Below are 25844 nucleotides of genomic sequence, written 5' to 3' on the forward strand. Positions count from 1 at the left end.
AAATTTACTGAATCACACGATCCTTCATCTGCTTCATTATAACAGACGTTATGTATTGTAATCTGTAATTTCAAAAGCAAAACCACCCGTATCTTAACAAAATAATAATTTAATCGTATATCTTACTCTTTTTTGGGAATAATTTTAACAACCATAATTTTGAAAGAAAGGGAGTTTTGACCTTTGAAAAGTAAAGCTAGACGTGACAAAGAAAAAAGACGTTCATTAAATAGTACACAAGAGGTATTGTATTCTCGTGATTTTAAAAAAGCGGATCGAGCAGGTGGATTTGTACCACCTAACCCAAATTCCTAATAATTCCATTCATACCCTTTATCTCTCGAGACATTCTATTAGTAAAGCCTTTGTATATTAAACTTAGCGCTATTAATCGTAACTTACTTTTAATCATAACTTATTGAAGCGCAAAACTATGTATTTGAAAGGAGCTTACACTAATGACTCGAGGACAAAGCCAACAACGAGACAACAACTCAGCAAGTATGCCGCAAACACCTAAATATGCAAAAACGACTGCAGATGGACGTGACATTGAATTTTCCCGCGAATTAGCAGATCAGGCTGATCTAGAAGCACAAGCACGTTCACAAGCTGCTGACCAAAGAGTAAAATCAAAACAATAATTTTTTAAGAAAGACGCGAAATCCCACTCGGAAAAGTGGCATTCGTTAAATTGTAAAACTGTCCAATTTTTTTTGTGGACAGTTTTTTTATTTTACAACATTTTTATAAGCTTTAACGAGGATACTCTGTGTATAAAGCTGTTGATAACTTAATGATTGTTACTATTGTGTGAACGTTTTTCTGTGGATAACCTCGGTTTTCCATGTGGATTATGTGGATATCATGGTGGATTACCCATTTAATCCTGTTTTATATGTGTATAGATTTGTGGATTACTTTTTTGTAAAATTCACCTTAATCTCATTGACATTTTTTATTAAAATACTCTTTTTTTTTTACAATAATCCATAATATTATTTAATCTTTTCCATTTTTTTTATAAAAATTTGGTAAAATAAACCTAGGATTATTTGTCAGAAATTTTTTATTACTAGAAGAGGGTGATTTAGTGAAACGTTTTTCTTTCGTCATTTCTATAGCAATGGTTTTTCTATTACTTTTAATTAGTTGTAATACTAAGGAATCATCCACACCTGTTGGTTCGACAGACAATGATGACTTAACTACTATTAAAATCATTGCAGAATCACCTGGAGCAGTACAATTTATCCAAATGCAGGAAAAAGAAATCGCAGAAAAATATGGAATACGGCTAGAATACAATTATCCTGAAAGATTAACAGAAAACTTGGAGGACTTTTTATTTGCCACTGAAGAGCAATATGATATATATAGCATTTTCCCAGTTAAACTTCCTCTTTATGTTGAACGAGAAATGCTCTTTCCTTTAGATGAATATATAACCGAAGAATTTGAAAGTGATCTTCTCCCCTTTTATCGTAAGCTTTATATGAATTATGGGGGACACGATTATGGTATGGCTTATGACGGTGACGCTCACCTATTATTTTATCGGAAGGATCTTTTTGAAAAATATAACGATGAATACAAGCAACTATATGGAGTTGACTTAAAACCGCCAACAACGTGGCAGGAATATGACCAAGTCGCGAGCTTCTTAACACGAGATCTGGATTCAGATGGTAAAATTGATATTTATGGCACTGCCATCGTAAATGGTGGTGGGATGAGCTATCCTTGGTTTATCGAACGATTCATGTCTATGGGTGGAACTTTTTTTGATAAGAATATGAAACCTACACTTAATAGTGAAATAGGACAGAAGGTTTTACAGGATCTAGTAAACTTACAAAATAGTAATGCCGTCCCACCTGGCTCTATGTATGACTGGGAGGACTTAAATAATGCGTTTTTGCAAGGTAAAATTGCAATGTGTGTTCAATGGAGTGACACAGCGCGCTTTTCCTATGATAGCGACACTTGGAAATCAAAGGTTGCTCATAAAGTTGACTGGACCATTGTACCCGGTGAACTGCCCGAAGCTCCGAGGGGCGGATCCTTTATAGGTAGAGTTTTGGCAATATCAAGTGATTCGAAGGTTCCAGACAAAGCCTGGCAGGTCATTGAGCATCTAACATCAAAAGAAGTAAGTATCAAATCTATCAATTCTTATCAAACGATTAATGATCCTTTCAGATATAGTCATTTTGAAGTAGATGGAAAAGGCCCATTCCCGACCGAGTTAGTAAGTCACGATTTTTTTGAAACACTTAGTGAGAGTTTGAAAAATACAAATGCTGAGTTAATGATTCCAGGCAGCTGGGATTATATGCAAAGTCTTGATCGTAATATGGGGCTCGCACTTATAAATAAACTCACACCAGAACAAGCTCTTGAGCAAACCGAGAGAGAATGGGAAGCTATCACGAATAAGTACGGACGCGACACGCAAAAGCAATATTATCATGAATGGGTAAGAAAATTAGAAGAAGTAAGAGAGCTTAACGAAAAATAGTATTGAAATCCATTTTCCGTTGGTATTGTTGATGTTGATGTTGATGTTGATGTTGATGTTGATGTTGATGTTGATGTTGATGTTGATTTTGATTTTGATTTTGATTTAGTTGATGTTGAGCCTTTGAAGTGCGGCTAATCGAAAAAAATGCATTGGCGAGAAGCTTTGACCGAATCACTCTGCCAATGCATTTTTTATATGTTTCTATTAAAAAACGGTTCGTTAATATTGTAATTCAATTAATTTAATTCGATCATATAACATTTCGTTAACTGGTGTGGCAACATTGTATTGCTTGCCAAGCTCTAGAATTGTTCCGGCAAATAAATCAACCTCACTAAAGCGCTTAGCTTCAACATCCTGTGCCATAGATGGCTTCCCTTCAGGACTTAAAGTCGCTAATACACTTAGCCAATAGTTCAAGTCAGCTTCAGTTAAATTGACCCCTTCCTTTTCAGACAAGGCCATAACCTCTCTCATAGCTGCAATCATTGTATCCCTTGCTTCCCCTTCATTTTGGATTAACCCATAATTTCCTTGGTAGACGGCAACCGTTTGATTGACACCAACGTTTAACATCAATTTACCCCAAAGTCGCTTGTACATATCAGTTACAGCCTCATAAGGAAGCTCCACCTTTTCAAAAAATCTAGCAACGCTTTGGACCTTTTCGCTAACCACACCTGGATCCCGTTCTCCGAAAACTAGCATCCCCATATTATGGTATGTTAATTGATTTCCTTCTTTAACGGCATCCATGCCTTGGGCAACACAATATAAAATTTTATCCATACCATAAGTTTCACCAATAATACCTTCACTTGATATCCCATTTAAGGCAGATATAATAATCGTATTTTCACCGACGTGGTTTTTCGCGGCACTAATTGCATCCTTTAAGCCATTGTATTTCACAGTAAAAATAAGTAAGTCTGCTGGCTCACATTTTTCTTCCGGTGAAATATAGTTAAATTCACATTTTTCACCGTTACAAAAAACACCCGTTTCCTTATACCTTTGGATGCGGTCCTTATCTGCGATTATTCTTAAAGCGTTCTTTGGCATTTTCTTCGCCAAATGACTACCAAATAAAATCCCTAATGCGCCTAGACCAATAATTGAAACAGTTTTTATCTCCATAGCAACCCCCGATTTCCATTCTTTTATGTAATTAAACTTTGTTATTTAAACTTTATCACAAAATTCCAAATTTTGAACCTTTCACGACTTAAGTCACGAGTATTCTCGCTCATGTAATAAAAAATTTCATTTTTGGAAATTTTATTGTTGATTTTTTTATTTTTTTTTATTAATATACCCTTATGGGTATATTTGAAATCGCCAATAAACAATTAAATCAACAATTTAATTATTATTATTAGGAGAGTGGTTTTTTTGGTAAAAAATTTAAAAGAAAAATATAGTCCGCTATATTTTCTAGCTTCACTTGGTGCAGGGGGAATGGGAGTATCCTTTTTCATGTATTTTATGTTTTTAATCCCACATCCAGACTTTGGGATGCCGACGTTTAACCATATTTATCCTTACCTAACAGGGGATAATAAAGTAGTAGCTGGTCTTATCGTATTTGTTACATTAGCAATTCTTTTCTTTGTTTTTAAGCATTTTCAATTACTCATTTGGAATCTAAAGGAATATAGCCAGTTTAAGAAAACTTCTGCCTATCAGCAATTGCGCTCAAGCAATGCTGAAGTAACCTTAATGGCAATTCCTTTAACACTTGGAATGACTATTAATGGCATGTTTATATTAGGCGTGTTATTTGTACCAAATCTACTTAGTTTTATCGAATATTTATTCCCAGCAGCCATCGTAGCATTTTCTCTTGTAGGGATTTATGCATTACGTATTTTCGCAAGCTACTTTACTCGTTTTATAACAAATGGAGATTTTGACTTTGGTAAAAACAACAACCTAAGCCAAATGATTGCAATTTTTGCATTTTCAATGATTTCTGTAGGATTAGCTGCTCCAGCAGCATTAAGTCATAATATTTATACATCAACGGTCGGCATGTATCTATCGATTTTCTTTGGTACAGTTGCAGTATCCTTAGTGATTATCAAGCTTACGTTTGGTTTAAATTCAATATTTGCAAACGGTATCGGGAAGGAAGCGGCTCCTAGCCTTTGGATTATGATTCCTGTACTAACATTATTCGGAATTACTTTTGTACGGCTATTTTCTGGTGTAAACCATAACTTATTTCACACCCAGCCAAGCCCGCATATTGTATTTTTAGTTTTATCAGTTTTTATTTCACTACAAATCATATTCGGATTAGTTGGATTTGTTGTAATGAGAAGGATTGGTTACTTTAAAGATTATGTATATGGCGATATGAACAGTCCTGCAAGCTTTACACTTGTATGTCCGTTTGTTGCATTTACAGTTTTAGGTATGTTCTTTATTGGTTGGGGTCTTGTCCAAACAGGAATTGTTGAAAAGTACACAATTGCTCACTATTCATTAATGATTCCGTTTGTGTTAAGCCAGATTAAGGGTATTGAGTTTATTTTCAGATTGAATAAAAAGAACCTTTATGCAAAAGCAACTAAAAGTGTACTAAAATCTAGTGTTGCAAACTAAGAAACATAAGCTAGCAAAAATCATATCAAATCGATCCAATGTACTCACTTTTTCGTTCATGTTGCAAACTAAGAAACATAAGCTAGCAAAAATCATATCAAATCGATCCAATGTACTCACTTTTTCGTTCATGTTGCAAACTAAGAAACATAAGCTAGCAAAAATCATTATGATGATTATATGATAGCTTCGTATAAATTGATTTTTTAACATAATAGACGCCCGAATAGGCGTCTATTTTTTTGTTACACTAGCGAAAATACTCACGACTGGTAACTGGTATTTTTGCCCGTACTTTCACAAGTCTTTTATTTTGTTACATTAGCGAGATTACTCACGCATTTGTCATGGTTGTTCAATGTTATGTTTTAAATTCTACAAATTGAACTTGGTTTTTCCCGGAAGCTTTTGCTTTATATAAAGCTTTATCTACCGCCAAAAATAAATCCTTCGGTGATCTGTTCATATCAGGAATTATCGACGCAACTCCAATACTAACTGTAACATATGGGCAAACTGCCGAGTATTTATTGGGGATTTTCAAGTCCTCAACTGCTTGTCGCAATTGAAGTGCCATATTGATCGCATCATCCTTTCCAAGATCAGGCATAATAACGACAAACTCTTCTCCCCCATAGCGAGCCGGCAAATCTCCGGCACGATTAAAGTAAGACTTAATGGTATGTGCGACTTGAATTAAACATTCATCACCAGCGCTATGTCCATAATAATCATTAAATGCTTTGAAATTATCAATATCAACCATAAGTAACGAAATGGATCTCTCGTATCGTAAACAGCGATTCCATTCGATGAGGATAACTTTATCGTAATGTCTTCTATTCCATAAATCTGTTAAAGGATCCTTCAAAGTAAGCATGCGGAGAGCACTATTGGCTTTCTCAAGCTCTAGCTTCTGATGCTCGATTTTTTCCCGCGACTTTTGTAGTGCCTCGGTTCGTTTAATTACTAGCTCATCAAGATGACTATTCATTTCTTTGAGCTTTGCCGTCATAACTTCTTCATTCTCAAGTACTTCTGAATACTTTTGAGCTAGGACTAACGAGTTTGCAAACACGAAGATTAATTGGCCGACAGAAGACAAGTTCCCTGTCCTACACACCGTTCTTATAAAAGAGTTACCATGATCATTCATCCATATACTTAAAAAAATAATGTCATTCAAGCTTGTTACTATTAATGCTAGTGCTCCAACAATAATTATGTTAATTCCCTTTTCTTTTTGCCGAAAAATTTTTATGAAATTAAGTAAGATAAAAATAATGACACAAAACGTAAAAACTTGAAATGCTGGATTAAAAACTGTAAAAATTTTTGCAGGGGTCAAAACAACAATGGTGCTAAAGATAATGCCTACAATGCTTATGAATCTTACAATTTTGGAATGAAAGCCGTTTTGAAAAACAGATTTAAAATAGCATATGATTAATGGAACACCTAAATAAAAAGTAAGGGTTTGTATTTTATGAGCTAACTCCCAACTAAAGTTTGGAAATAGATAAATAAAAAACCTTTCTCCAACTAACAGCGTTCTTAAGCCAATTAGAAGACAGAACAATCCAAAAAATAAAGATGACCTATTCTTTTTCCTAAAGAAAAATAACGCAAGATGATAGGCTCCAATAATTGTTAAACTCCCAAATAAGAAAAGCTCATAAGCTATATTTTTATCGCGCATAGCCATTATTTGCTGTTCATTTCCAATCATGAGGCCTTCAAGTATCCCCCACTGCGATGATAAAAGTTAGATACTTGGATTACAACTTCATTGACCCCTTGTTGTGCTTCAAAAAAAGCAACCTGTGGAAGATACTGTGCCGTCATTTCCGTTCTATTAGCACCAACCTTGCCAGCAGAAGCGATAAGTTGTTCATTAACCCAGAGCCTATATATAGTAAAGATTCTTGGAAGTTTGATCGCTAATCTTGAATTACCGTTAGTTGTGAAATGTAACCGAAAAGTAGCATACCCATCTCCAGTTAATGGTTGGTTATTGATTGTAAACTTGTTCCATGATTGCGGAATGGTAATGTAGCCGGTTCTTTCAATTTCTCCGTTGTGAAATTCCTGCGGTTCAAGTAGCTGATTCCAGTAAAATTCCCATTGTCCATCTAACCTAACAGCCTCTTTCTCTGACTGCCATTCTGATAAATTTAGACTACCTTCCTTAGCAGTGGCGTAATGGACCGAATAGTCATTAGAGCAGCCTCCCAAAGATAAAACAATTGCTATAAATAATAAACTACATGTCAGAAACCATTTATTTACCATTAGGAGATCCCCTCTTCCAGGAATAGCAATTGCAGAACTATACTTAACGATGCTTTAGGAGTACAGAACCGATCGTTACGTAGGAAAACGAAAATGGTACTTTATGAGTACGGAAATGATACCTTATGAATACGGAAGCGATACCTTATGAGTATGGAAATGGTACTTTATGAATACGGAAGCGATACCTTATGAGTACGGAAATGATACCTTATGAATACGGAAGCGGTACCCTATGAGTACGGAAACGATACCTTATGAATACGGAAGCGATACCTTATGAGTACGGAAATGATACCTTATGAATACAGAAGCGATACCTAGAAATCGAAAATGGTACTTTATGAATACGGAAGCGATACCTTATGAATACAGAAGCGATACCTAGAAAACGAAAATGGTACTTTATGAGTACGGACACGATTCTTTATGAGTACGGAAACGATACCTTATGAGTACGGAAATGATACCTTATGAATACGGAAGCGATACCTTATGAGTACGGAAATGATACCTTATGAGTACGGAAATGATACCTTATGAATACGGAAGCGGTACCCTATGAGTACGGAAACGATACCTTATGAATACGGAAGCGATACCTAGAAAACGAAAATGGTACTTTATGGCATACATATATACAAAAAGGCACCTGATTGTTAACATCTTAGGTGCCTTTTCGGTCATTTTTTTGAAAACTGCTTATTAATATACAGTTATCCAATCCATATTCTTTTTCTACATGATATCTTAATGCATTTCTTATTCGACAAATAATGACAATATTCCTGCTCGAACGAACAAACTTTAAAAGCTTAGTACTAATTTGCTCAAACGCTACCTCTATTTCTTTTTTGCTGATTCAAACATCTTTGTAAATCGTTCTTCAACTCTCGAAAAAATAGTATTAGGCGCATACTTTCCTTTTTCGTTACGAATATTCCCAGCACTGATTCCAGTTAGAATTTCAATTCCTTCAGCAATATGACCGATCGCCCAAATATTAAATTTTCCGTACTTTACAGCCTCAACGACATCATTTTCAAGCATTAAATTTTGAACATTTTGTTTTGGAATAATAACTCCTTGATAACCAGTTAAGCCTCTCTCACTGCAAATATGGAAAAATCCTTCTATTTTCTCATTCACACCACCGATTGGTTGAATTTCTCCCCATTGATTTACAGAGCCTGTTACAGCAATACCTTGATTAATTGGTACTTCAGCTAACGAAGAGAGCAGAACATATAACTCCGTGCTTGAAGCACTATCTCCATCAATCGGGGAATACGTTTGCTCAAACGTAATACTTGCAGACAAAGGGATTGGACGGTTTTTTGCAAATTCACCGGAAAGGAACCCAGTTAGGATCATCATTCCTTTATTATGAATTTGTCCGCTTAAGGCAGCTTCTCTTTCAATATTCATAATCCCACTTTTACCTACATACGTCTGTGCAGTAATCTTCGTCGGAATTCCAAATACAGAATCCCTTGTTCCTAATACAGCTAAGCCATTAATTTGCCCTACTCGATAACCATCTGTTTCAACCATGATCGTTTCGTTCTTTATCATTTCTCGATATTGTTCAGTTACATGATTTGATCGTTGCATTTTTTCGGAAAGTGCTTTTTCGACATGTTGTTTGTCAACAACAGTTTCATTCTCGACCTTTGCCCAATAGCTTGACTCAACAAGCACCTTTGTTATTTCTTGAAAATCAGTCGTTAGCTTTGACTGCTCCTCAACTAAACGGGAGCTATAATCAATAACCTTGGCAATTGCGCGTCGGTGGAACGGTAATAGTCCTTCTCTCTCTACATAATTTTTTACAAACCGCGCAAGCTTCCAACTGTTTTCTTTATCCTTGTCCATAACCGTTACAAATTCCACTTTAACTTTAAAGAGCTTATGGAAGTCTTCATCATAAATAGAAAGGAAATCAAATAAATAGTAGGATCCAATAATAATGACCTTTATATCTAATGGTATTGGCTCCGGCTTAAGCCCGCTAGTTGGTACTACACCATTATCCTCATATAAATTTTCAATTTGAATGCTACCCGTTTGTAGCGTTCTTTTTAAACGAGTCCAAGCATTTGGATGCTGCAGTAGCTCTGCAGCTTGAAGCACTAAATAACCACCGTTAGCTAAGTGCAGTGCACCTGGCTTTACTAAAGAGAAATCAGTGACCCAGCTACCAAGGGATCCGCGGTACTCTACTTTCCCAAATAAATTATGGTAGGTTGGATTCGTTTCATAAATAACCGGTGCACCCTTTAAGCTTCGATTATTTACAAATAAATTAACCGTATAACGATGGAGATCCTTCTCTTTTGAACCTATAAGAAGGTTCATAATATTTTGCTGTTCATCCTGCTCTGGCTCGACAAAGAACGAATAGTGCCTTACAATATCGTGAAAATATGCTTCTAAGTATTCCATCACCTTTTTATTCTCTTGATACGTCTCATAAAGCGGTTGAAAAAGGCCTTCAATTGATTTTGCAGCTGCTTCCATCATAAACTGTGTAATCATTTTCCGCAGCTTTTCTTCTACTTTAAGAATTTGATAGACAGTTTCATCAATTTTCGTCTCAACTACTCTTTCTCGCTCTTTTATCAAATCCTTGTTAGCATCAGACAGAAGCTCGTACTCCTTCATATCCATCGGTCTACCAAAAAATAATGGGATTGTCTCAACCCCTTCGGGAGTCCTTTCAATTTTTATTTGATTTTCTAGAGCAAATATATCCGTTTGTTCCCAAAGTTCTTCAATTTCATTTCTAAAATCATCAAATATCTTACGTTTATCTTTTTCAAATAACTCACTAGTAAAGGCTGAGCGAATATTTCTCTCAATATCAATTAATAACACTTCAATTTCACGTTGAAACTTTTGTCCTAACCCTGCAGGAAAATGAATAGCTAATGGCATATCAGGGTTTTCAAAATTGTAAACATAGCAGATATCATTCGGTATCTTTCGTTCTTTCGCCTGTTTTGTCACACTATCCATTGTATATGTCAGCCGGCCGGAACCTGAAGGACCAACTACAAAAATATTATAACCTGATTGTTGAACTGCCAAGCCAAATTCCATCGCTTTCTCCGCTCGCTTCTGTCCTATCATTTCATTCGGTAGCTTTTCGAGTTCAGCTGTTGTCTCAAACGGAAATGTAGTTGGATCAAACTCTGGTCGTAGCTTTGCAGTCGGAACTCTATGTACTGATAAAACATTCTCATATTCTTCCCTATTCATTGCAAGCAACTCCTTTCGAAAATTTTGGGCTACTTTTTGGTTTTCCCTTATCTTCTTCATCATAAATTTATTACACCTAATAGTATTGCTTCAAAATTTTATAGTAAATAACATATTCTACCTAATTTTCTCAATGATACTTAGAAATTACAAGGTAAAATTACTTACCGTAATCTCTGTGATGCTCAATTAGACCGCTTGAACTATTGAAAAGTAAATATTGGTCCGAACTTGGTGTAACTTTAGATAGGAATTAGATTGAAGGACAAAAATAAGTCCGAACTCAGCCCCAGTTCGGACAGGAAATCCCCAATACTGCTAAATCGTGTCCGAACTCAGCCCCAGTTCGGACAGGAAATCCCCAGAATTGCTAAATCGTGTCCGAACTTAGCCCTAATTCGGACAGGAAATCCCCAGAACTGCTAAATCGTGTCCGAACTTAGCCCTAATTCGGACAGGAAATCCCCAGAACTGCTTAATCGTGTCCGAACTTAGCCCCAGTTCGGACAGGAAATCCCCAGAACTGCTTAATCGTGTCCGAACTCAGCCCCAGTTCGGACAGGAAATCCCCAATACGACTAAATCGTGTCCGAACTCAGCTCTTGTTCGGACAGGAAATCCCCAGAACTGCTTAATCGTGTCCGAACTCAGCCCCAGTTCGGACAGGAAATCCCCAGAACTGCTAAATCGTGTCCGAACTCAGCCCCAGTTCGGACAGGAAATCCCCAGAACTGCTAAATCGTGTCCGAACTCAGTCCCAGTTCAGACAGGAAATCCCCAGAACTGCTTAATCGTGTCCGAACCCAGCCCCAGTTCGGACAGGAAATCCCCAGAACTGCTAAATCGTGTCCGAACCCAGCCCCAGTTCGGACAGGAAATCCCCAGAACTGCTTAATCGTGTCCGAACTCAGCCCCAGTTCGGACAGGAAATCCCCAGAACTGCTTAATCGTGTCCGAACTCAGCCCCAGTTCGGACAGGAAATCCCCAGAACTGCTAAATCGTGTCCGAACTCAGCCCCAGTTCGGACAGGAAATCCCCAGAACTGCTAAATCGTGTCCGAACTCAGCCCCAGTTCGGACAACTTTGGAGAATTTATGACATTTCGTGTCCTAGCGCATTCTAACTCCATTCAAATATTTGAAACACTACAATTTTATAAGAAAACACCTTCAACAAAAACGGCATGGTAAAATCGGTATTCGATTTACCATGCCGTTCCTAAATTAATTGTCCTATATACGTTAATGTTCTGCTTTATTGTTTCTATCATCAATATATCTAAATCTAATTTAATGCTACGTTAAAACGTAATGATAAAGTGTGGGCGAGTTGTTTCTATCATCAATGTATCTAAATCTACTTTAATGTCCGCCAGCTTCCATTCCATCATCTTTGCCGTCACTTGTTACTTTTAAATAAGCTGTTGCACCTTTTGAAGCGTGATTGAACTGATGCGTTACAATTGGATATACACCCTCTTCAACAACAGTAAATTCGACTACTGCACCACCACTTGCTGGAAGCATAACAGTTTGCATGCCTTCAAAGTGATTAGCAGGATTCCCATCAATATACACATCATCAAAAACAGTTCCGACAACATGGAATGAGCTTACTTCATTTGGTCCCACATTATTCACATAAAGTCTAACTTTGTCTCCGACCTTAGCAAGTAGCGGATTATCTTTTGTACTTCCAACAACACCATTCGTATTTACTTGACCTTCTGTTAATGCTTTTGCTGAAAATACTACATGACTTGGTTCCCCATTTAACATATCTTCATAATCGTTATACTTATACCACTCATTTTGTACAATTACATACTCTTTATCCACTTCAGCATCTGTTGGATAACCGTTTTTTGGCATTACAATGATCACGCCGTGCATTCCATTTGCAATATGTGACAGGACAGGCTTTGTTCCACAGTGATACATGAAGACACCTGGTTTATTAGCATTATACGTAAATGTTCCTGACTCATCTGGCATAACATCAATAAACTTTTTATTCGGTGCAGCGTGTACAGCATGGAAATCCATGCTATGAGGGATTGATGGGTCCATATTTTCTAGCGTGAAATTGATTTTGTCTCCTTCATTTACAACAACTAGTGGACCTGGAGCTTCCCCGTTAAATGTCCAAGCTTTATAAATATTTCCTTTATCTATTTCAATATCAGTAATTTGAGCTGTCATTTTGACATTTACTTCATGCTCGCCTACTCTTTCAATTTGAATAGGGGTAGGTGCTTGATTTACACCTTTATGAGGTGCAATCACTTCGTTTGCTTTCTCTTCAGCTTGAACTACTTCTTCCTTTGCATACTTATTTATATTTATATAAAATTCACTTGTATTCCAACCGACTAAAACTAAAGCACTTAAACCAATAGCTAATGATACTTTTACTTTATTTTTCATAATAAATACCTTCCTTCTAGGTTTTTATTAGCTTCAGTTATCTAGTAAGGTTCGTGACAACTTTGTGAAACTATTCACAAATGACGCTAAAAAAATTAGACCCATTAATTTGTAACTAAAGTTAGTTTTTATTATTATCACTATCCTTACAGTGCAATCTTAATTTATTTAGTGATTGTTTACAACTCACAATATATTCCAATTCCAAAATGTTTCCCTAAGACTTATTGATACTACATATTATAAACATAACCATTGCACTTAACGTCTTTAAACCTGATTTCCCTAAATTATAGGCAGTTTGATAGGCATCTTCAAAACTATTAAATGCAAAAAATGCTGGAAACTCAGCCTCTGGTCGTGGGAATATTTCTAAAACAGCTTCAGTTGCTACTCCTAATGTACCTTGATGGCCCATGAACAAATCCTTGAGACGATAACCTGTTGAAGATTTACGAATTTTTTTGCCGCCACCTTCACCGACATGAATCACTTCTCCTGTAGGTAAAACATGTTCGAAACTTATAACTAAATCTCGAGTATGTCCATAACCTGAGCCGACTAAGCTAAATCCACTACAACCAATCCTGCCACCAACACAGGCATTAACATACCCAGCAGGATCATCCGGATGCCAATATCCTAGCTCACCAAGAACTTTATTTAGCATAAGTAAATTTATACCAGTTTGAACGGTTACACACATATTTTCCTCATCAATTTCAAGGATTCTGTTCATTCTCTTTATATCAATAACAATTCCATGCTTTAAGGGAACAGCTCCGTCCGCTAATCCACTTCCGCCACCCCGAGGGACAATAGGAATCTTATACTTATTTGCTATTTTTACAATTCCAACAACATCATCTGTTGAATCCGGGAAGACAACAATATCAGGTAAATGTTTTTTCCATTGTTGGACAGGGAAAGGGGAACAGGAAGCGCTTCTAACAACGCGATGTCTCATTTCTGTTAAGACATTTTCCTTACCTAGTGCTGCGATCAATTCTTTTACCGCTTCATCATTTGCTTGTGTTGTAGTCATTCTTTACAACTCCTTTTTTGTTAATTTCAAGATAAAGTTAAAACTTTTAGGAATTAACTTTCTGTACAATCTTTAATATGCAAATACCGTGCCAACATACTTAGGGGCTTTTAGACTTGTAAATTAGTTTTTTTAGGTAGTCATTTTCAGAGGATTTATTCAAATTTGGAATTTATATATTAAAAATTGAATATTGACTATTTGTTATAAACAAACACACATTCAAAACAAAGAATCTTTTTTCAGTTCGGTTTTCTATTACTGTGTTTACAAATACTGTGTCCACAAATACTGTGTTCACAAAGTTTTCGCAAACATTTATTTCCATCAAAAATGATGGGCCGTCACAATAATGGTATAGTTAATTTGACAGAATATTTTACTTAAACATAATCATTAATTTCAATAGGAAAGAAGGTGAATAACAGTGCCTGAAGAATTCAAACCTGGTTGTCAGAGACCTGCTACAAGAAATACTGCACCTAGTACAGAAAATGTTGTCATTGAGAAAATCGAAAAGGAGAGGGAAGAAACCATGATAAAAGTTGGCAAACCTGCACCAGATTTTCGAGCTGCTGCTTATCATCAAGGAAAATTTATTGAAACGAGTCTTTCTGAATATAAAGGTAAATGGTTGTTACTTTGCTTCTATCCAGGTGATTTTACATTCGTTTGAGCGACAGAAGTTTCAGCAGTTGCTGAAAAGTATAATGAATTACAAGCTTTAAATGCGGAAGTTCTATCAGTGAGTGTAGATAGCGTTTTCGTCCACAAAATGTGGAATGATCATGAATTGTCAAAAATGATTGATAAAGATGTGCCATTCCCGATGCTAGCTGATCAAGACGGTAGTATAGGAAAAATGTATGGCATCTATGATGAAGATGCAGGAGTGGAAACAAGAGGACGATTTATTATTGATCCAGACGGCATTGTTCAAGGCTTTGAAGTATTAACCCCACCTGTGGGAAGAAACGTAAGTGAAACGATTCGCCAAATTAAAGCGTTCCAACACGTTAGGGAAACAAATGGTTCTGAAGCAACACCATCTGGCTGGAAGCCGGGCAAACAAACCCTGAGTCCTTCACCGGAATTGGTTGGAAACGTATGGAAAGCATGGTCGGTAAAAGAAGCTTTTGAAGATTAGAAGACAAGTGACTTAAATCAACGAGTTGTCTTTTGAGGTGCAAAAAGTAATAAATCAGGCGTGGGAACTGTTCTTGTGGAAGCATGGGGACAGTTCTTGTACTTTCAGCTTCGGAAGTGAAATTGAAATGTAGGATTTTCCCATCCCTAGGTAACGGTTTATACAATCTAATTCTAATTTGAATAGATTGTAGTAAAGACTGTTTGCAAAGGGGGGATAGTATTGGCACAAAAAGGCTATAGACGGTTCTGCATTTTCCCAGGCTATAATTGGTGCGGACCAGGCTGCAGTGGACCAGGCGCACCGGTTAATGACTTAGATGCAGCGTGCAAACGTCATGATGAATGCTATAGATATCATCGAAATCCATGTGAATGTGATCGTGAATTTCTACACCGTCTTCGCTTGATAATGAATCCCTATTCACAAAAAGGGAGACAAGCACGCCTTATGTATAATTATATGAAGCTTCAATCTATTTTTACATGTGGATTTTACCGAAGGTAAAAATCAAAACAGGTGCTATCCTCAAAATGGGACAACACCTGTTTTTGCATTTAAACTATTTACATAGCTTTTGATACTCTTTTTACATTAGTAAAACTTCTAATGCTCATTATTCGGTAATAAAACTTCTAATACCCCTTTTGCGGTAATAAAACTTCTAATACCCCTTTTGCGGTAATAAAACTTCTAATACCCCTTTTGCGGTAATAAAACTTCTAATACCCCTTTTGCGGTAATAGAACTTCTAATACCCCTCTTGCGGTAATAGAACTTCTGATACTCCTCTTGCGGTAATAGAACTTCTGATACTCCTTTTGCGGTAATAGAACTTCTGATACCTTTTGCGGTAGGATGCCCCTTTCGCTACTTTTGGAGTAGTTTTTCTAATTCTTCAATAAAAGCGGACACTGCCTCTTCTTTCGTTGCCCAAGATGTTACGAGACGAATCGCTGAGAGATTCGCATCTACTTGTTCCCAAATTAAAAATGAAAATTTTTTCTCGAGTTCGGCAATTAAAGAATTTGGTAAAATTGGGAACACTTGATTAGATGGCGCATGGGTCAAAAATTGAAAATTAGCCCTCGTAAATCCATCTCTAAGAATGTTGGCCATTTTATTAGCATGTGCGGCAAGTTCAAAGTACAAGTTATCTTTGAAAAGCTCAAGGAACTGTATACTTAACACTCTTCCTTTTGCAAGGATAGCTCCTCTTTGCTTCATATGAAAGCGAAAATCCTCTTTAAGAGAATCCCGACAAATGACTAATGCTTCACCTAAAAGCGCTCCATTTTTTGTCCCGCCAATATAAAAAGCATCTACTAACTTAGGGAGATCACGTAGTTTGAGATCACTTTCATCCGAACATAGTGCTGATCCTAACCTCGCCCCGTCCATAAACAAAATAAGACCATGATCATCACAAAACACTCGTAATTGCTCAAGTTCATCTTTTTTGTAAATTGACCCGATTTCTGTGGAGTTTGATATGTATACTAGTTTTGGAATTACCATATGCTCATCTGTATGGATGTCAAGCACCTTCTGCAATTGCGCTGTGGTAAGCTTACCATCAGAGCTCTCTACAGTTAGTATTTTGTGTCCAGTCGCTTCAATTGCTCCAGTTTCATGAGTATTTATATGTCCTGTACTTGCTGAAATCGCGGCATGATGCGGTCTAAGAAACGCTGAAAGAGCTGTGAGATTCGTTTGAGTTCCTCCAGATAAAAAGTGAATATCTACATCAACCCGTTCTAATTTTTGCTTTAACAATTCAATTGCTTTTTTCGAATAATAATCTTCCCCATAGCCCTCCTCTTGGTTAAAATTGGATTCGACTAAGGCATTCAAAATTCTAGGATGGGCGCCTTCACTGTAATCGTTTTTAAAGCTGTACATATAATAGCCTCCATTATTATTTAAGATTGTATATTTTTTATCCTATCATAACATGTAACGATAACACATCACCTTGCAATTTTTCACGCAACAATATCACTGCAACAAAACTACTGTGACAAAAAGATAAAGGTTATTTGTCCCTATCTCATTACTGATAAGAAACAAATAACCTTAATTCCGTATTACAATAGCTAACTTCCCAATACAAAGCAATTATCCTAATCGGTCTTTACAAAATCTACATTAAACAAGCTTATCAATTATTTTAGCGATAATACCTACAATAATAACTACGATAAAAGCACCAATCAGCGCAGGAACTAATGAAAATCCAATAACCATCGGACCCCAATTCCCGACTAAACGAGGACCTACCCACGCGCCTATAAATCCCGCTAGTAAAACCCCAGCCCAGCCACCAGGCATAGTAAACGGAGTTACCTTCTCTGCAACAGTACCTATGACGAAGGCTATCATTGCAGAAATGATCAAAGTTATAACGCTAGTCATCCTTCAAACTCCTTTTTACTAGCTTATTCACATTCTGCAATGATTGTTCGTAATGTTTTATGAGAAGACTATCGTATTAGTTTAAGTCCTCAAACTCCTTTGCAATTCTTTCAAATGCCTCTTTTATCATCGGCCTTGGCGATGGAATGCAAATTCTTTGATAATGCAACCCTTCTTCGCCGAACATAATACCGTCTTCTAATATAACATTTGCCTTGTTGTAGATACGGTCGTGTACTTCTTTAGGAGAAATCCCATATGAGCTAAAATCCATCCACATAATATACGTCCCTTCAGGAATTCTTACCTTAACCTTTGGCATCCTTTCGGCTAAAAACTCTACTACCCATTCCATAGTTCCATCAATGTATTCCTTTAGTTGCTCTAACCAATCCTCGCCATGATTATAGACGGCTATGAGCGCAGAGATAGTAAATGGTGAAGCTAATTGCATACCAAGCTCATTCGTAAATGTCTTCCTTAACTCTGGATTAGTGATGATTACATTTGTACAATGTAGACCGGCAACATTAAATGTTTTATTAATCGCTGTAAACGTGATGATATGCTCCGTACTGCTAGCAGCTTTTGCTATTGGGATAAAGGAATGATTGCTGCGAATTAAATCACCATGTATCTCATCAGCGAAAATAAGAACCCCGTTCCGATCACATATTTCAGTCAATTTTTGCAGCTCTTCACGATTAAAAACGCGACCAGTCGGATTTTGTGGATTACATAAAATAAATAGCTTTGTATTTTCCTCCTTTGCTTTTGCTTCAAAATCAGCAAAGTCAATGGAGTAATACCCATTTTCATCAGTGATCAAGGCGTTATTCCTTACTTGCCTTCCATTAGATTCAATCACTCTTGTAAAAGGTGGATACACAGGTCGTTGAATAATTACGCCATCACCTTGTTTTGTAAAAGCCTTAACCGCAACATTTAGGGCATGCACTGTCCCAGGACTATATACAATTTCATCTTTTTTGATGTCCCAATCATGTCTTTTTTTAAACCAGTGCTGTATAGCTTCATAATAGTCATTTGGGAAAACAGAATACCCGAATATTCTATGGTCTACTGTTTTATGTAGAGCATCAACTAAAGGTTGTGGAACTGGCAAATCCATATCTGCAGTAAACAACGGTATCGTATTTTCATCGTACCGTTCCGTAAGCCTCATTTTTTTTATTAGTTCTCCACCATCCCATTTCATTGAATATGTATTTCTACGATTAACAATTTCATCAAAATTATATTTCATATGGACTCCTCCTTGATTCTCAGTTATTTCTCAAAAAAATGCATTACCCTATATTTCACAATTAGCAAATGTAAAAGTTCCGTTTATGATTCTAATATAGAACTTTGACGGAACTTTTAGTACTTTCATATTACTAAAATACATGGTAAAACACTAATAATTAAGAATTGGAATAAAAGCAAAAACTGCCGAGAATGTCCCGACAGTTAGAAGGTTTAGTAAGAAAGCTCATTTTTTTAAGTAGAAAGAATTTTAGTAGAAGGTTATTTATTAATCAACATAGTGTTTGCCATATTTTACTTGTATTTGTAACAGAGCTTTTTTCAATAATTGAATAAGCTGCATTTGTGATTGCTTGCGCTAATGTTTCGCCTGTTTCCTTTATATCGTTAAAACAGGCTTCGGTGCCATTTGCCACAAATTTAAATCCGAATTTTTCCAACTGCTCCACTATTAACATTGCATGGTCTAGGTTTTGTTCTGGCTGAAAGTCATTAGTATGAATAAAAACTCCTTTTTCATAATCATACCAACGATCCCACCGATTTAATTTCCAACCTAGTATACGACGAGCAATAGATTCTATTTTTTCCATACTCCATTTCCCCTTTATCTTTTTTTCCGGCCTATCCATTTGTTATATAACAAATGATATTATTTTTTATAATTATATAACAGAATAATAATGATTGCCACCTTTAAATTACGTATTTTTTTTCAAAAGGGGATACGCCAACAACCCTCAATTTGATGACGAATTAATGTAGCAAAATTACAAACCCCATTATGAAATGGTATGATCTTGAAACTTGTGTTCCTATACTTTGGTGCTATTTGTGAACATTTTGTGACAACCTGCAAAATAATACCTACTATTAGTACTAGGTGTAAACTTTGTTACTGCGATTTGTACTTCCTATTGCTATAATGAGTAGGTATTAGTGCTTTCAAACCAATTTGAAATGGGGTTTTTTCTTGAATTTTCCACAATTAAAAATAGGGCATATGATGCCCAAGGTTCCAATCATGCAAGGCGGTATGGGCGTTGGTATTTCATTAAGTGGGCTTGCATCCGCTGTTGCAAATGCCGGGGGTATAGGGATCATTTCGGGTACAGGCATTTCTATCGATGAAATGATCACACATATTAGAAGGGCAAAGGAGCGCATTAAGGGTACAGGTTATATTGGAGTAAATGTCCTTTTTGCTATGAATGATTTTGCAGAAAAAATGAAAGCAGCCATTGAGGAAAAAGTTGATTTCATTATCTCAGGTGCTGGAATTTCGAGAGATATGTATGCTTGGGGGAAAGAATCAGGCATACCTGTCATTTCGATCGTATCTTCTGCAAGGCTCGCTAAAATGTCTGAACGACTTGGAGCTTCCGCAGTTGTTGTTGAAGGACATGAAGCCGGTGGACACCTTGGGACCGAAAGACCTTTATTTGACATATTACCTGAAGTAGTTGCAGCTGTTAACATTCCGGTTATAGCTGCAGGTGGTATTTTAACAGGTGAAGATTTGGCACGAGCATTAAATATGGGAGCTGCCGGAGTTCAAATGGGTACGAGGTTCGTTGCCAGTGAAGAATGTGATGCACCGTTATCTTTTAAAGAAAAATATATCAGCGCTCAACTCGAAGATACGATCTTGGTAAAAACAACCGTTGGACTCCATGGTCGGGCGATTAAGAATTCTTTCACTGATCTAATTGCTGATGATAAAAAGGTAAAGATAAAAAAATGTATTGATTGTCTAAAAAGTTGTTCTCATCGCTTCTGTACGTTAGATTCCCTAATTACATCTATGAACGGCGATTGCGAGAATGGTATCGTATTTGCCGGTGCAAGAGTTCATGAAATCAAAGAAATTCTTCCAGTTCAAAAGATTATTAACAATATCATGAGAGAATATGAAGCTTGTAGGTAATGTTTAATTAGTCTAGACAAATGTTTATTAATGCTATGGTAATTGGTTGTTAGGTAACAATAATAGCCTAATGCGGGAATCGTCTGTTTGACAGTCACATTCGGAAATACAATCATTCCAGATAATGTAACAATAATTGCCCAATGCGGCGCGGCGTCTGTTTGTTTTTTAAAATCAATGGTAATTGGTTGTTTAGAGTTAGATTGTATTTGAACTAGAATAGAAAACAACATTCGATGGTAATTTAGCGGACACTGGTTCCGTTAATTAGTAAAAATGAATCTTTATGGTGAGTCTATCGGACCTAGGATCCGTTATTCATTCAAAAAGGACCCTTTTTTGTATGTTTTTTATCAAATAACGGATCTTGTGTCCGTTAAATTGGAGAAATACATGATTTTGATAAAATAACGGATCTGTAGTCCGAATTTTTTCCTATGGGAAAATTGTAGTACTACCCTATGGTAAAATATGTAATACTACCCTATGGTAAAATATGTAATACTACCCTATGATAAAATATGTAATACTACCCTATTGTAAAATTGTAGTACTACCCTATGGGAAAATTGTAGTACTACCCTATGGTAAAATATGTAATACTACCCTGTGGTAAAATATGTAATACTACCCTACGAGGTGTACGACCAACCGTGCTCACCATGGTAGATCATTTGTTTTGACATACCGCCATCAATAGTAATGTTTTCACCGGTTATAAAGCTACTAGCATCACTGCATAAATATAGAACCATTTTGGCAATATCAAGCGGTGTCCCTACACGCCTCACTGGGTGCTGCAAATGATCTTCCCTTGATAGTTCACCAAAAGCACCTGTGTCAATCCATCCTGGGCTAATGGAATTCACTCTCACTTTTCCAGCTAAGCTAATGCTTAGAGCATGGGTTAGTGCGCTAATTCCACCTTTAGCAGCCGAATAACTTTCGGTATCCTTTTGGGACATCGTTGCACGTGATGAAGAAATATTTACAATTGCTGCATCCGAATTAAAATAATCTTGTAATAACATCGTCAACAAATATGGGGCAGTTACACCAAGCTTTAAAACATAATTAAAATCATCATAACTACATTTTGACAAGATGCCATTCCTACTTACACATGCGTTATTAATTAAATAGTCAACGTGCTTAAAACGTTTTAAAACCATTTTCACAAAATTAGTAATGATTTCTTCATTCGTAATATCCCCTGAAAAATACGTCAGCTTTTCACCATGCTTAGCAACAAGCTTCTCTGCCGCTTCGTTGTCTATATCTATAAAGATCACATTTGCACCATTCTGTAGAAATTGTTCAACAATGGCTCGTCCAATTCCATTTGCACCGCCAGTTACAATGCATACTTTATTGTTAAAATCCAATGGTTGCATCCCCCTTTTATTATTATTTTCTGCATTAATTCTTATTACTAAATACTTTGTTGATGATCGTAAAGGCGCTTTTCCATTTTTTACTAATAGTTATTAGCAGTTATAAAATCAATACCTAGCTGCAAGTCGGTCCGACATCACTCTTTAGTATCTTTCGTTATTATAATATCCAGCAAATATGAAAAGCTACCTCAACAATAATTGCTTTTTGGTTAAGAAAAAAATTTGTCCTACTTTTTAAAATTAGATTTGCCGAAGTATTTTAAAATTCTCACATAACAAAACAAATAGTGTTAGTATTCTTAAAATTGCTACAAAACGAATAACCAAGTTAGCAATAAATCCTATATAATAATAGAAGCAGAGATACAAGCAAGGATTGGATGGGAGGGGAAGAAATGGAAGCAAACTATTTTAAGGATTTCTTTAGCAGGTCTCCGATAGCCTTTTCCTGTCAAAAGGCTATATTCGATAACGAAGGAATGCCTTATGACTATGAATTTTTATTTATTAATGAAGCATTCGCTAAGCTAATGAATATTCAATGTGCCTCTTCTGTCCATAGAAAATTTTCAGAAGTATTCCAAGAAGTGGGTCGAGAAAATCTAGTAAAGAAAACCCTAGAATATACCAACACGAACCTTGAGGCAACTCATTTTGACTTGTACCTTGATCAGGATTCTAAATGGATTCGCATCCACATGTTCCCTTTACATGAACATACCTTTGGTTGTACCTATTTTGATGTAACAAAGGAATATATGCTTGTTCAAGATATCGAAGGATTTTTAAAAGTAAATATTGATTTGCTTTGTGTAATAGACCTTAAAGGTCATATTATGAAAGTGAACAAAGCATTTGAACGGATACTTGGATATAAATTTGAAGAGTTACAAGGAAATAAGATTACTACTCTAATACATCCTGAAGATGTACAGGCAAGCAAACAAACGTTGAAAAAGCTAAAGGATCAAAAATCAGTTTCTAATTTTATTAATAGAATCCGTGGTAACGATGGGTTATATAGAATTTTAGAATGGCATTCAGAAACTATTGGAACATATATATATGCATCTGCGAGAGATATAACGGAAACACAAAAACTAGAAATGCAGCTGTATAAAAACAACGAAAGTCTTATCGAGCTAACTGAAAAGTTGGAGAGAAAAAACAAAATTCTAAAAGACCTTGCTATCAAGGATGAATTAACTGGTCTATACAACCGTCATTACTTAGACCAGTGGATTGATCAAGAGCTAAGTCGTGCTGATCGTGAACAACAACCATTATCTATGATTATTTTTGACTTGGATCATTTTAAGCGTGTAAACGACATTTGGGGGCATCCAGTTGGTGATGAGGTTTTGAAACAAACAGCACATTTAGCAAATCGTCTAATACGGGAACCGGAGTTTCTTGTAAGGCTAGGCGGTGAAGAGTTTGCGATACTATTACCAGGCAGTAATCTAAAACAAGCAATCCATATTGCGGAAACGATTCGACAAACAATGGAGGACTACAAATATCCAATTGTCGGCCATTTAACAGCTAGCTTTGGCGTCGCCGAAAAAAAGAATTCTGAAAAATTTTATTGCTGGTACAAACGTACAGATAAAGCGATGTATCGCGCGAAAGAAGCAGGACGGAATCGTGTTTTTTGCTCAGACGATGAAGACCGTCCGCTTAACGCCCCGATAAAGTTTGTTTGGAAAAGTGAATGGGAAAGTGGCAATCCTAAAATAGATGAAGAGCATCGAGAGCTTGTTGAACAAGCTAATAGCCTTGTATCTTTGTCTTTGTCAGATATAGATGATGACAAAATTATCCCAAAAGTGGATACTATTTTAAATAATATTATTGAGCATTTCCGTGATGAAGAAGAAATCTTGAAAAATGTTGGATATCCAGATTACGAAAAACACGCTGAGATCCACCAATGCTTACTAGATAAAGTGTTTCAATTCAAAAAAGCTTATCAGTGTGGAGATTTAAAGCTATCTGAATTATTTTCATTTATCGTAAATGACCTCATCGTTGGCCATATTCTAAATTCCGATTCTGATTATTTTCCATATACAAAAGCCAGCCATAAAAAGTAGATAGCTGCCAAGTGCATCAAGCACTTGGCAGCTATTTCTTAATACAGACTTATATCCTTATGATGTATATATTTAGTTTTATTCATTGGATTTTGAATCGGAGACGTCAGCTTGAATTCTACTCAAAAACTCCTTTAATGGTTTTCACCTTCATATACACCGTCCAATTATGTTTCTTTACTTTATTCCTACTGAAAACTTATGGACTCTCAGCACCTTTCAGTAAATTTACTATTTATCTCTTAACGAACTTGAGATGGTTACTAACGTTGTTGATAAACTAATTACCTCTTCTGCTTTTCCAACCATTTCTTTCGTAATATTATTTTGTTTTTGACTTTTCAGGGAACTCTCCTCCGACGCTTCTGTTACAATTTGCATTTTATCAGAAATTTTTTCCGACAGGGATTTAATCATGGCGGCATTTTCTTTTGACAACTCAGACAATTTTGTCATTTCTTGTGCAACGATGCTAAAGCCTTTGCCATGTTCCCCACTTCGAGCTGCTTCAATCATCGCATTAAAACCTAATATTCTCGTTTGGTTTGCTATTTGAGTAATAAACTCTAACGTATTATTTACTTCATTCGTAATTTCTTGAACCTCTTTTATATGGTTAACTAATTGGCGCTCATTCTCCTCAATTTCATGAGCAAATGTAGCGACTTCAGCTATTTTCCCTTCCATTGTTTTCATGCTTGTATTGAGTTGTTCTGAAACCGTTTTTAACTCCTCACTTACCGTTTCTGCAAGTCTCTTATTTTGATTTCGAATCCGGCCGGATAATTTCTTTAATAACTTCCAAGCAAACCCCTGTTCATTACTTATATAGTTTAATAGCTGCTCCTTTGTAAAAGAAACGAGTATGGTTGGTTTCACTGCTGTTGCTGTAGCACTTCGCGGCATATTTTCAAGCAATGCCATTTCTCCAAGTGCATCCCCAGCACGTAAAGTTGCAATTGTTATCGTATTACCGGTATAATTGGCAGAAAGCATTACTTCCCCCGAGACTATTAAGTACATATTCTTCCCTTGATCACCTTGATGAAAAATAACCTCATCCTCGTTGAAAGATTGCTCAACACCATCCTTAATAATCTTTTCTGTATCCATAGTTATATTCATTTTCAATCAGCCCTTATCTTTATTTGAAACTAATATTATTACAGACACATTACTCTTTTTTTGGCTATTTTTGCAGTATTTCTTCAAATGATTGTTAGCTACACATCCTGAAAATATTGCCATATATGGTTGATTATAACACCAACTATCATGATTATCGACAACAATTACATGGTTTCTGTCTGAGGACTTTAAAAAAAATCAAAATAAAAATGGTGATTTTGATTGCTATGGTGGACGCAACCCTTAAGGCATTGCTTCAGTCTCCTTGCTTGCATGAATGAGAGCTATGGGGCTTTCACTGTTGCTTTC

General features: G+C 36.2%; 20 protein-coding genes. 8 read left to right on the top strand and 12 right to left on the bottom strand.

Annotated elements, in window-relative coordinates; translation table 11 throughout:
* The first annotated feature begins 183 nt into the window (after positions 1-183).
* The 3 genes from D612_RS18960 (at position 184) to D612_RS0104655 (ending at position 2521) form a co-directional block, all read left to right on the top strand.
* The gene (locus tag D612_RS18960; protein WP_017754323.1) at positions 184-315 is read left to right on the top strand and encodes a YfhE family protein; all 132 of its coding nucleotides are present in this window, start codon (positions 184-186) and stop codon (positions 313-315) included.
* A gap of 143 nt (positions 316-458) precedes the next feature.
* Positions 459-644 carry a YfhD family protein gene (locus D612_RS0104650; RefSeq protein ID WP_017754324.1) on the top strand — a complete coding sequence of 62 codons (186 nt, stop codon included), beginning with the start codon at positions 459-461 and terminating at the stop codon, positions 642-644.
* A gap of 449 nt (positions 645-1093) precedes the next feature.
* Positions 1094-2521: an ABC transporter substrate-binding protein gene (locus D612_RS0104655; RefSeq protein WP_017754325.1), complete on the top strand. Its 1428-nt coding sequence runs from the start codon at positions 1094-1096 to the stop codon at positions 2519-2521.
* Between the two features lie 222 nt (positions 2522-2743).
* Here the strand turns inward: D612_RS0104655 and D612_RS0104660 are convergent, their stop codons facing one another.
* Complete coding sequence (locus D612_RS0104660; protein WP_017754326.1) at positions 2744-3661, bottom strand: ketopantoate reductase family protein; 918 nt, start codon at positions 3659-3661, stop codon at positions 2744-2746.
* A gap of 246 nt (positions 3662-3907) precedes the next feature.
* Between D612_RS0104660 and D612_RS17865 the strand changes: the two genes are divergently transcribed.
* Positions 3908-5131 (top strand): TsoY family (seleno)protein, encoded by a 1224-nt coding sequence (locus D612_RS17865; protein ID WP_407637448.1) that lies wholly within the window; start codon positions 3908-3910, stop codon positions 5129-5131.
* A gap of 361 nt (positions 5132-5492) precedes the next feature.
* On the opposite strand, the gene D612_RS18620 is transcribed toward D612_RS17865, so the two are convergent.
* From D612_RS18620 to D612_RS17880, 5 genes are all read right to left on the bottom strand, one after another.
* Positions 5493-6860, bottom strand: a complete 1368-nt coding sequence (locus D612_RS18620) for a sensor domain-containing diguanylate cyclase (RefSeq protein ID WP_017754328.1) — start codon at positions 6858-6860, stop codon at positions 5493-5495.
* Complete coding sequence (locus D612_RS19800; RefSeq protein ID WP_017754329.1) at positions 6857-7423, bottom strand: hypothetical protein; 567 nt, start codon at positions 7421-7423, stop codon at positions 6857-6859. The genes D612_RS18620 and D612_RS19800 overlap by 4 nt, the downstream gene beginning before the upstream one ends.
* 843 nt (positions 7424-8266) lie before the next feature.
* Positions 8267-10684 carry a Lon protease family protein gene (locus tag D612_RS0104675; RefSeq protein ID WP_026092395.1) on the bottom strand — a complete coding sequence of 806 codons (2418 nt, stop codon included), beginning with the start codon at positions 10682-10684 and terminating at the stop codon, positions 8267-8269.
* A gap of 1362 nt (positions 10685-12046) precedes the next feature.
* The gene (locus D612_RS0104680; protein ID WP_017754331.1) at positions 12047-13111 is read right to left on the bottom strand and encodes a multicopper oxidase domain-containing protein; all 1065 of its coding nucleotides are present in this window, start codon (positions 13109-13111) and stop codon (positions 12047-12049) included.
* Between the two features lie 217 nt (positions 13112-13328).
* Positions 13329-14156 (bottom strand): FAD-binding oxidoreductase, encoded by an 828-nt coding sequence (locus D612_RS17880; RefSeq protein ID WP_017754332.1) that lies wholly within the window; start codon positions 14154-14156, stop codon positions 13329-13331.
* Positions 14157-14583: 427 nt separating this feature from the next.
* Between D612_RS17880 and prxU the strand changes: the two genes are divergently transcribed.
* Positions 14584-15303: a thioredoxin-dependent peroxiredoxin gene (gene prxU / locus D612_RS0104695; RefSeq protein ID WP_267879056.1), complete on the top strand. Its 720-nt coding sequence runs from the start codon at positions 14584-14586 to the stop codon at positions 15301-15303.
* A gap of 222 nt (positions 15304-15525) precedes the next feature.
* Positions 15526-15810 carry a hypothetical protein gene (locus D612_RS0104700; protein ID WP_017754335.1) on the top strand — a complete coding sequence of 95 codons (285 nt, stop codon included), beginning with the start codon at positions 15526-15528 and terminating at the stop codon, positions 15808-15810.
* Positions 15811-16173: 363 nt separating this feature from the next.
* Here the strand turns inward: D612_RS0104700 and D612_RS0104705 are convergent, their stop codons facing one another.
* The 4 genes from D612_RS0104705 to D612_RS0104720 all read right to left on the bottom strand — a co-directional run bounded on the left by D612_RS0104705 (position 16174) and on the right by D612_RS0104720 (position 19580).
* Complete coding sequence (locus D612_RS0104705) at positions 16174-17205, bottom strand: threonine aldolase family protein (protein WP_017754336.1); 1032 nt, start codon at positions 17203-17205, stop codon at positions 16174-16176.
* Between the two features lie 246 nt (positions 17206-17451).
* Positions 17452-17718 carry a GlsB/YeaQ/YmgE family stress response membrane protein gene (locus D612_RS0104710; protein ID WP_017754337.1) on the bottom strand — a complete coding sequence of 89 codons (267 nt, stop codon included), beginning with the start codon at positions 17716-17718 and terminating at the stop codon, positions 17452-17454.
* Between the two features lie 76 nt (positions 17719-17794).
* Positions 17795-18985 carry a MalY/PatB family protein gene (locus D612_RS0104715; protein WP_017754338.1) on the bottom strand — a complete coding sequence of 397 codons (1191 nt, stop codon included), beginning with the start codon at positions 18983-18985 and terminating at the stop codon, positions 17795-17797.
* A 274-nt stretch (positions 18986-19259) separates the two neighbouring features.
* Positions 19260-19580 (bottom strand): BC1872 family protein, encoded by a 321-nt coding sequence (locus D612_RS0104720; RefSeq protein WP_017754339.1) that lies wholly within the window; start codon positions 19578-19580, stop codon positions 19260-19262.
* Between the two features lie 362 nt (positions 19581-19942).
* On the opposite strand from D612_RS0104720, the gene D612_RS0104725 reads away from it, so the two are divergent.
* The gene (locus D612_RS0104725; RefSeq protein WP_026092398.1) at positions 19943-20914 is read left to right on the top strand and encodes an NAD(P)H-dependent flavin oxidoreductase; all 972 of its coding nucleotides are present in this window, start codon (positions 19943-19945) and stop codon (positions 20912-20914) included.
* Between the two features lie 632 nt (positions 20915-21546).
* Here D612_RS0104725 and D612_RS0104730 read toward each other — a convergent pair.
* Entirely contained in the window at positions 21547-22299 is a 753-nt protein-coding gene (locus tag D612_RS0104730; protein WP_017754341.1) for an SDR family oxidoreductase, read from the bottom strand.
* A gap of 407 nt (positions 22300-22706) precedes the next feature.
* On the opposite strand from D612_RS0104730, the gene D612_RS0104735 reads away from it, so the two are divergent.
* Positions 22707-24407, top strand: coding sequence for a diguanylate cyclase (locus tag D612_RS0104735; RefSeq protein ID WP_017754342.1), 1701 nt, complete (start codon positions 22707-22709; stop codon positions 24405-24407).
* Positions 24408-24638: 231 nt separating this feature from the next.
* Here the strand turns inward: D612_RS0104735 and D612_RS18625 are convergent, their stop codons facing one another.
* Complete coding sequence (locus D612_RS18625; protein ID WP_017754343.1) at positions 24639-25532, bottom strand: cyclic nucleotide-binding domain-containing protein; 894 nt, start codon at positions 25530-25532, stop codon at positions 24639-24641.
* Positions 25533-25844: the final 312 nt, after the last annotated feature.

The sequence above is a fragment of the Calidifontibacillus oryziterrae genome, assembly GCF_000331575.1.
Lineage (GTDB): Bacteria > Bacillota > Bacilli > Bacillales > Bacillaceae_J > Calidifontibacillus_A > Calidifontibacillus_A oryziterrae.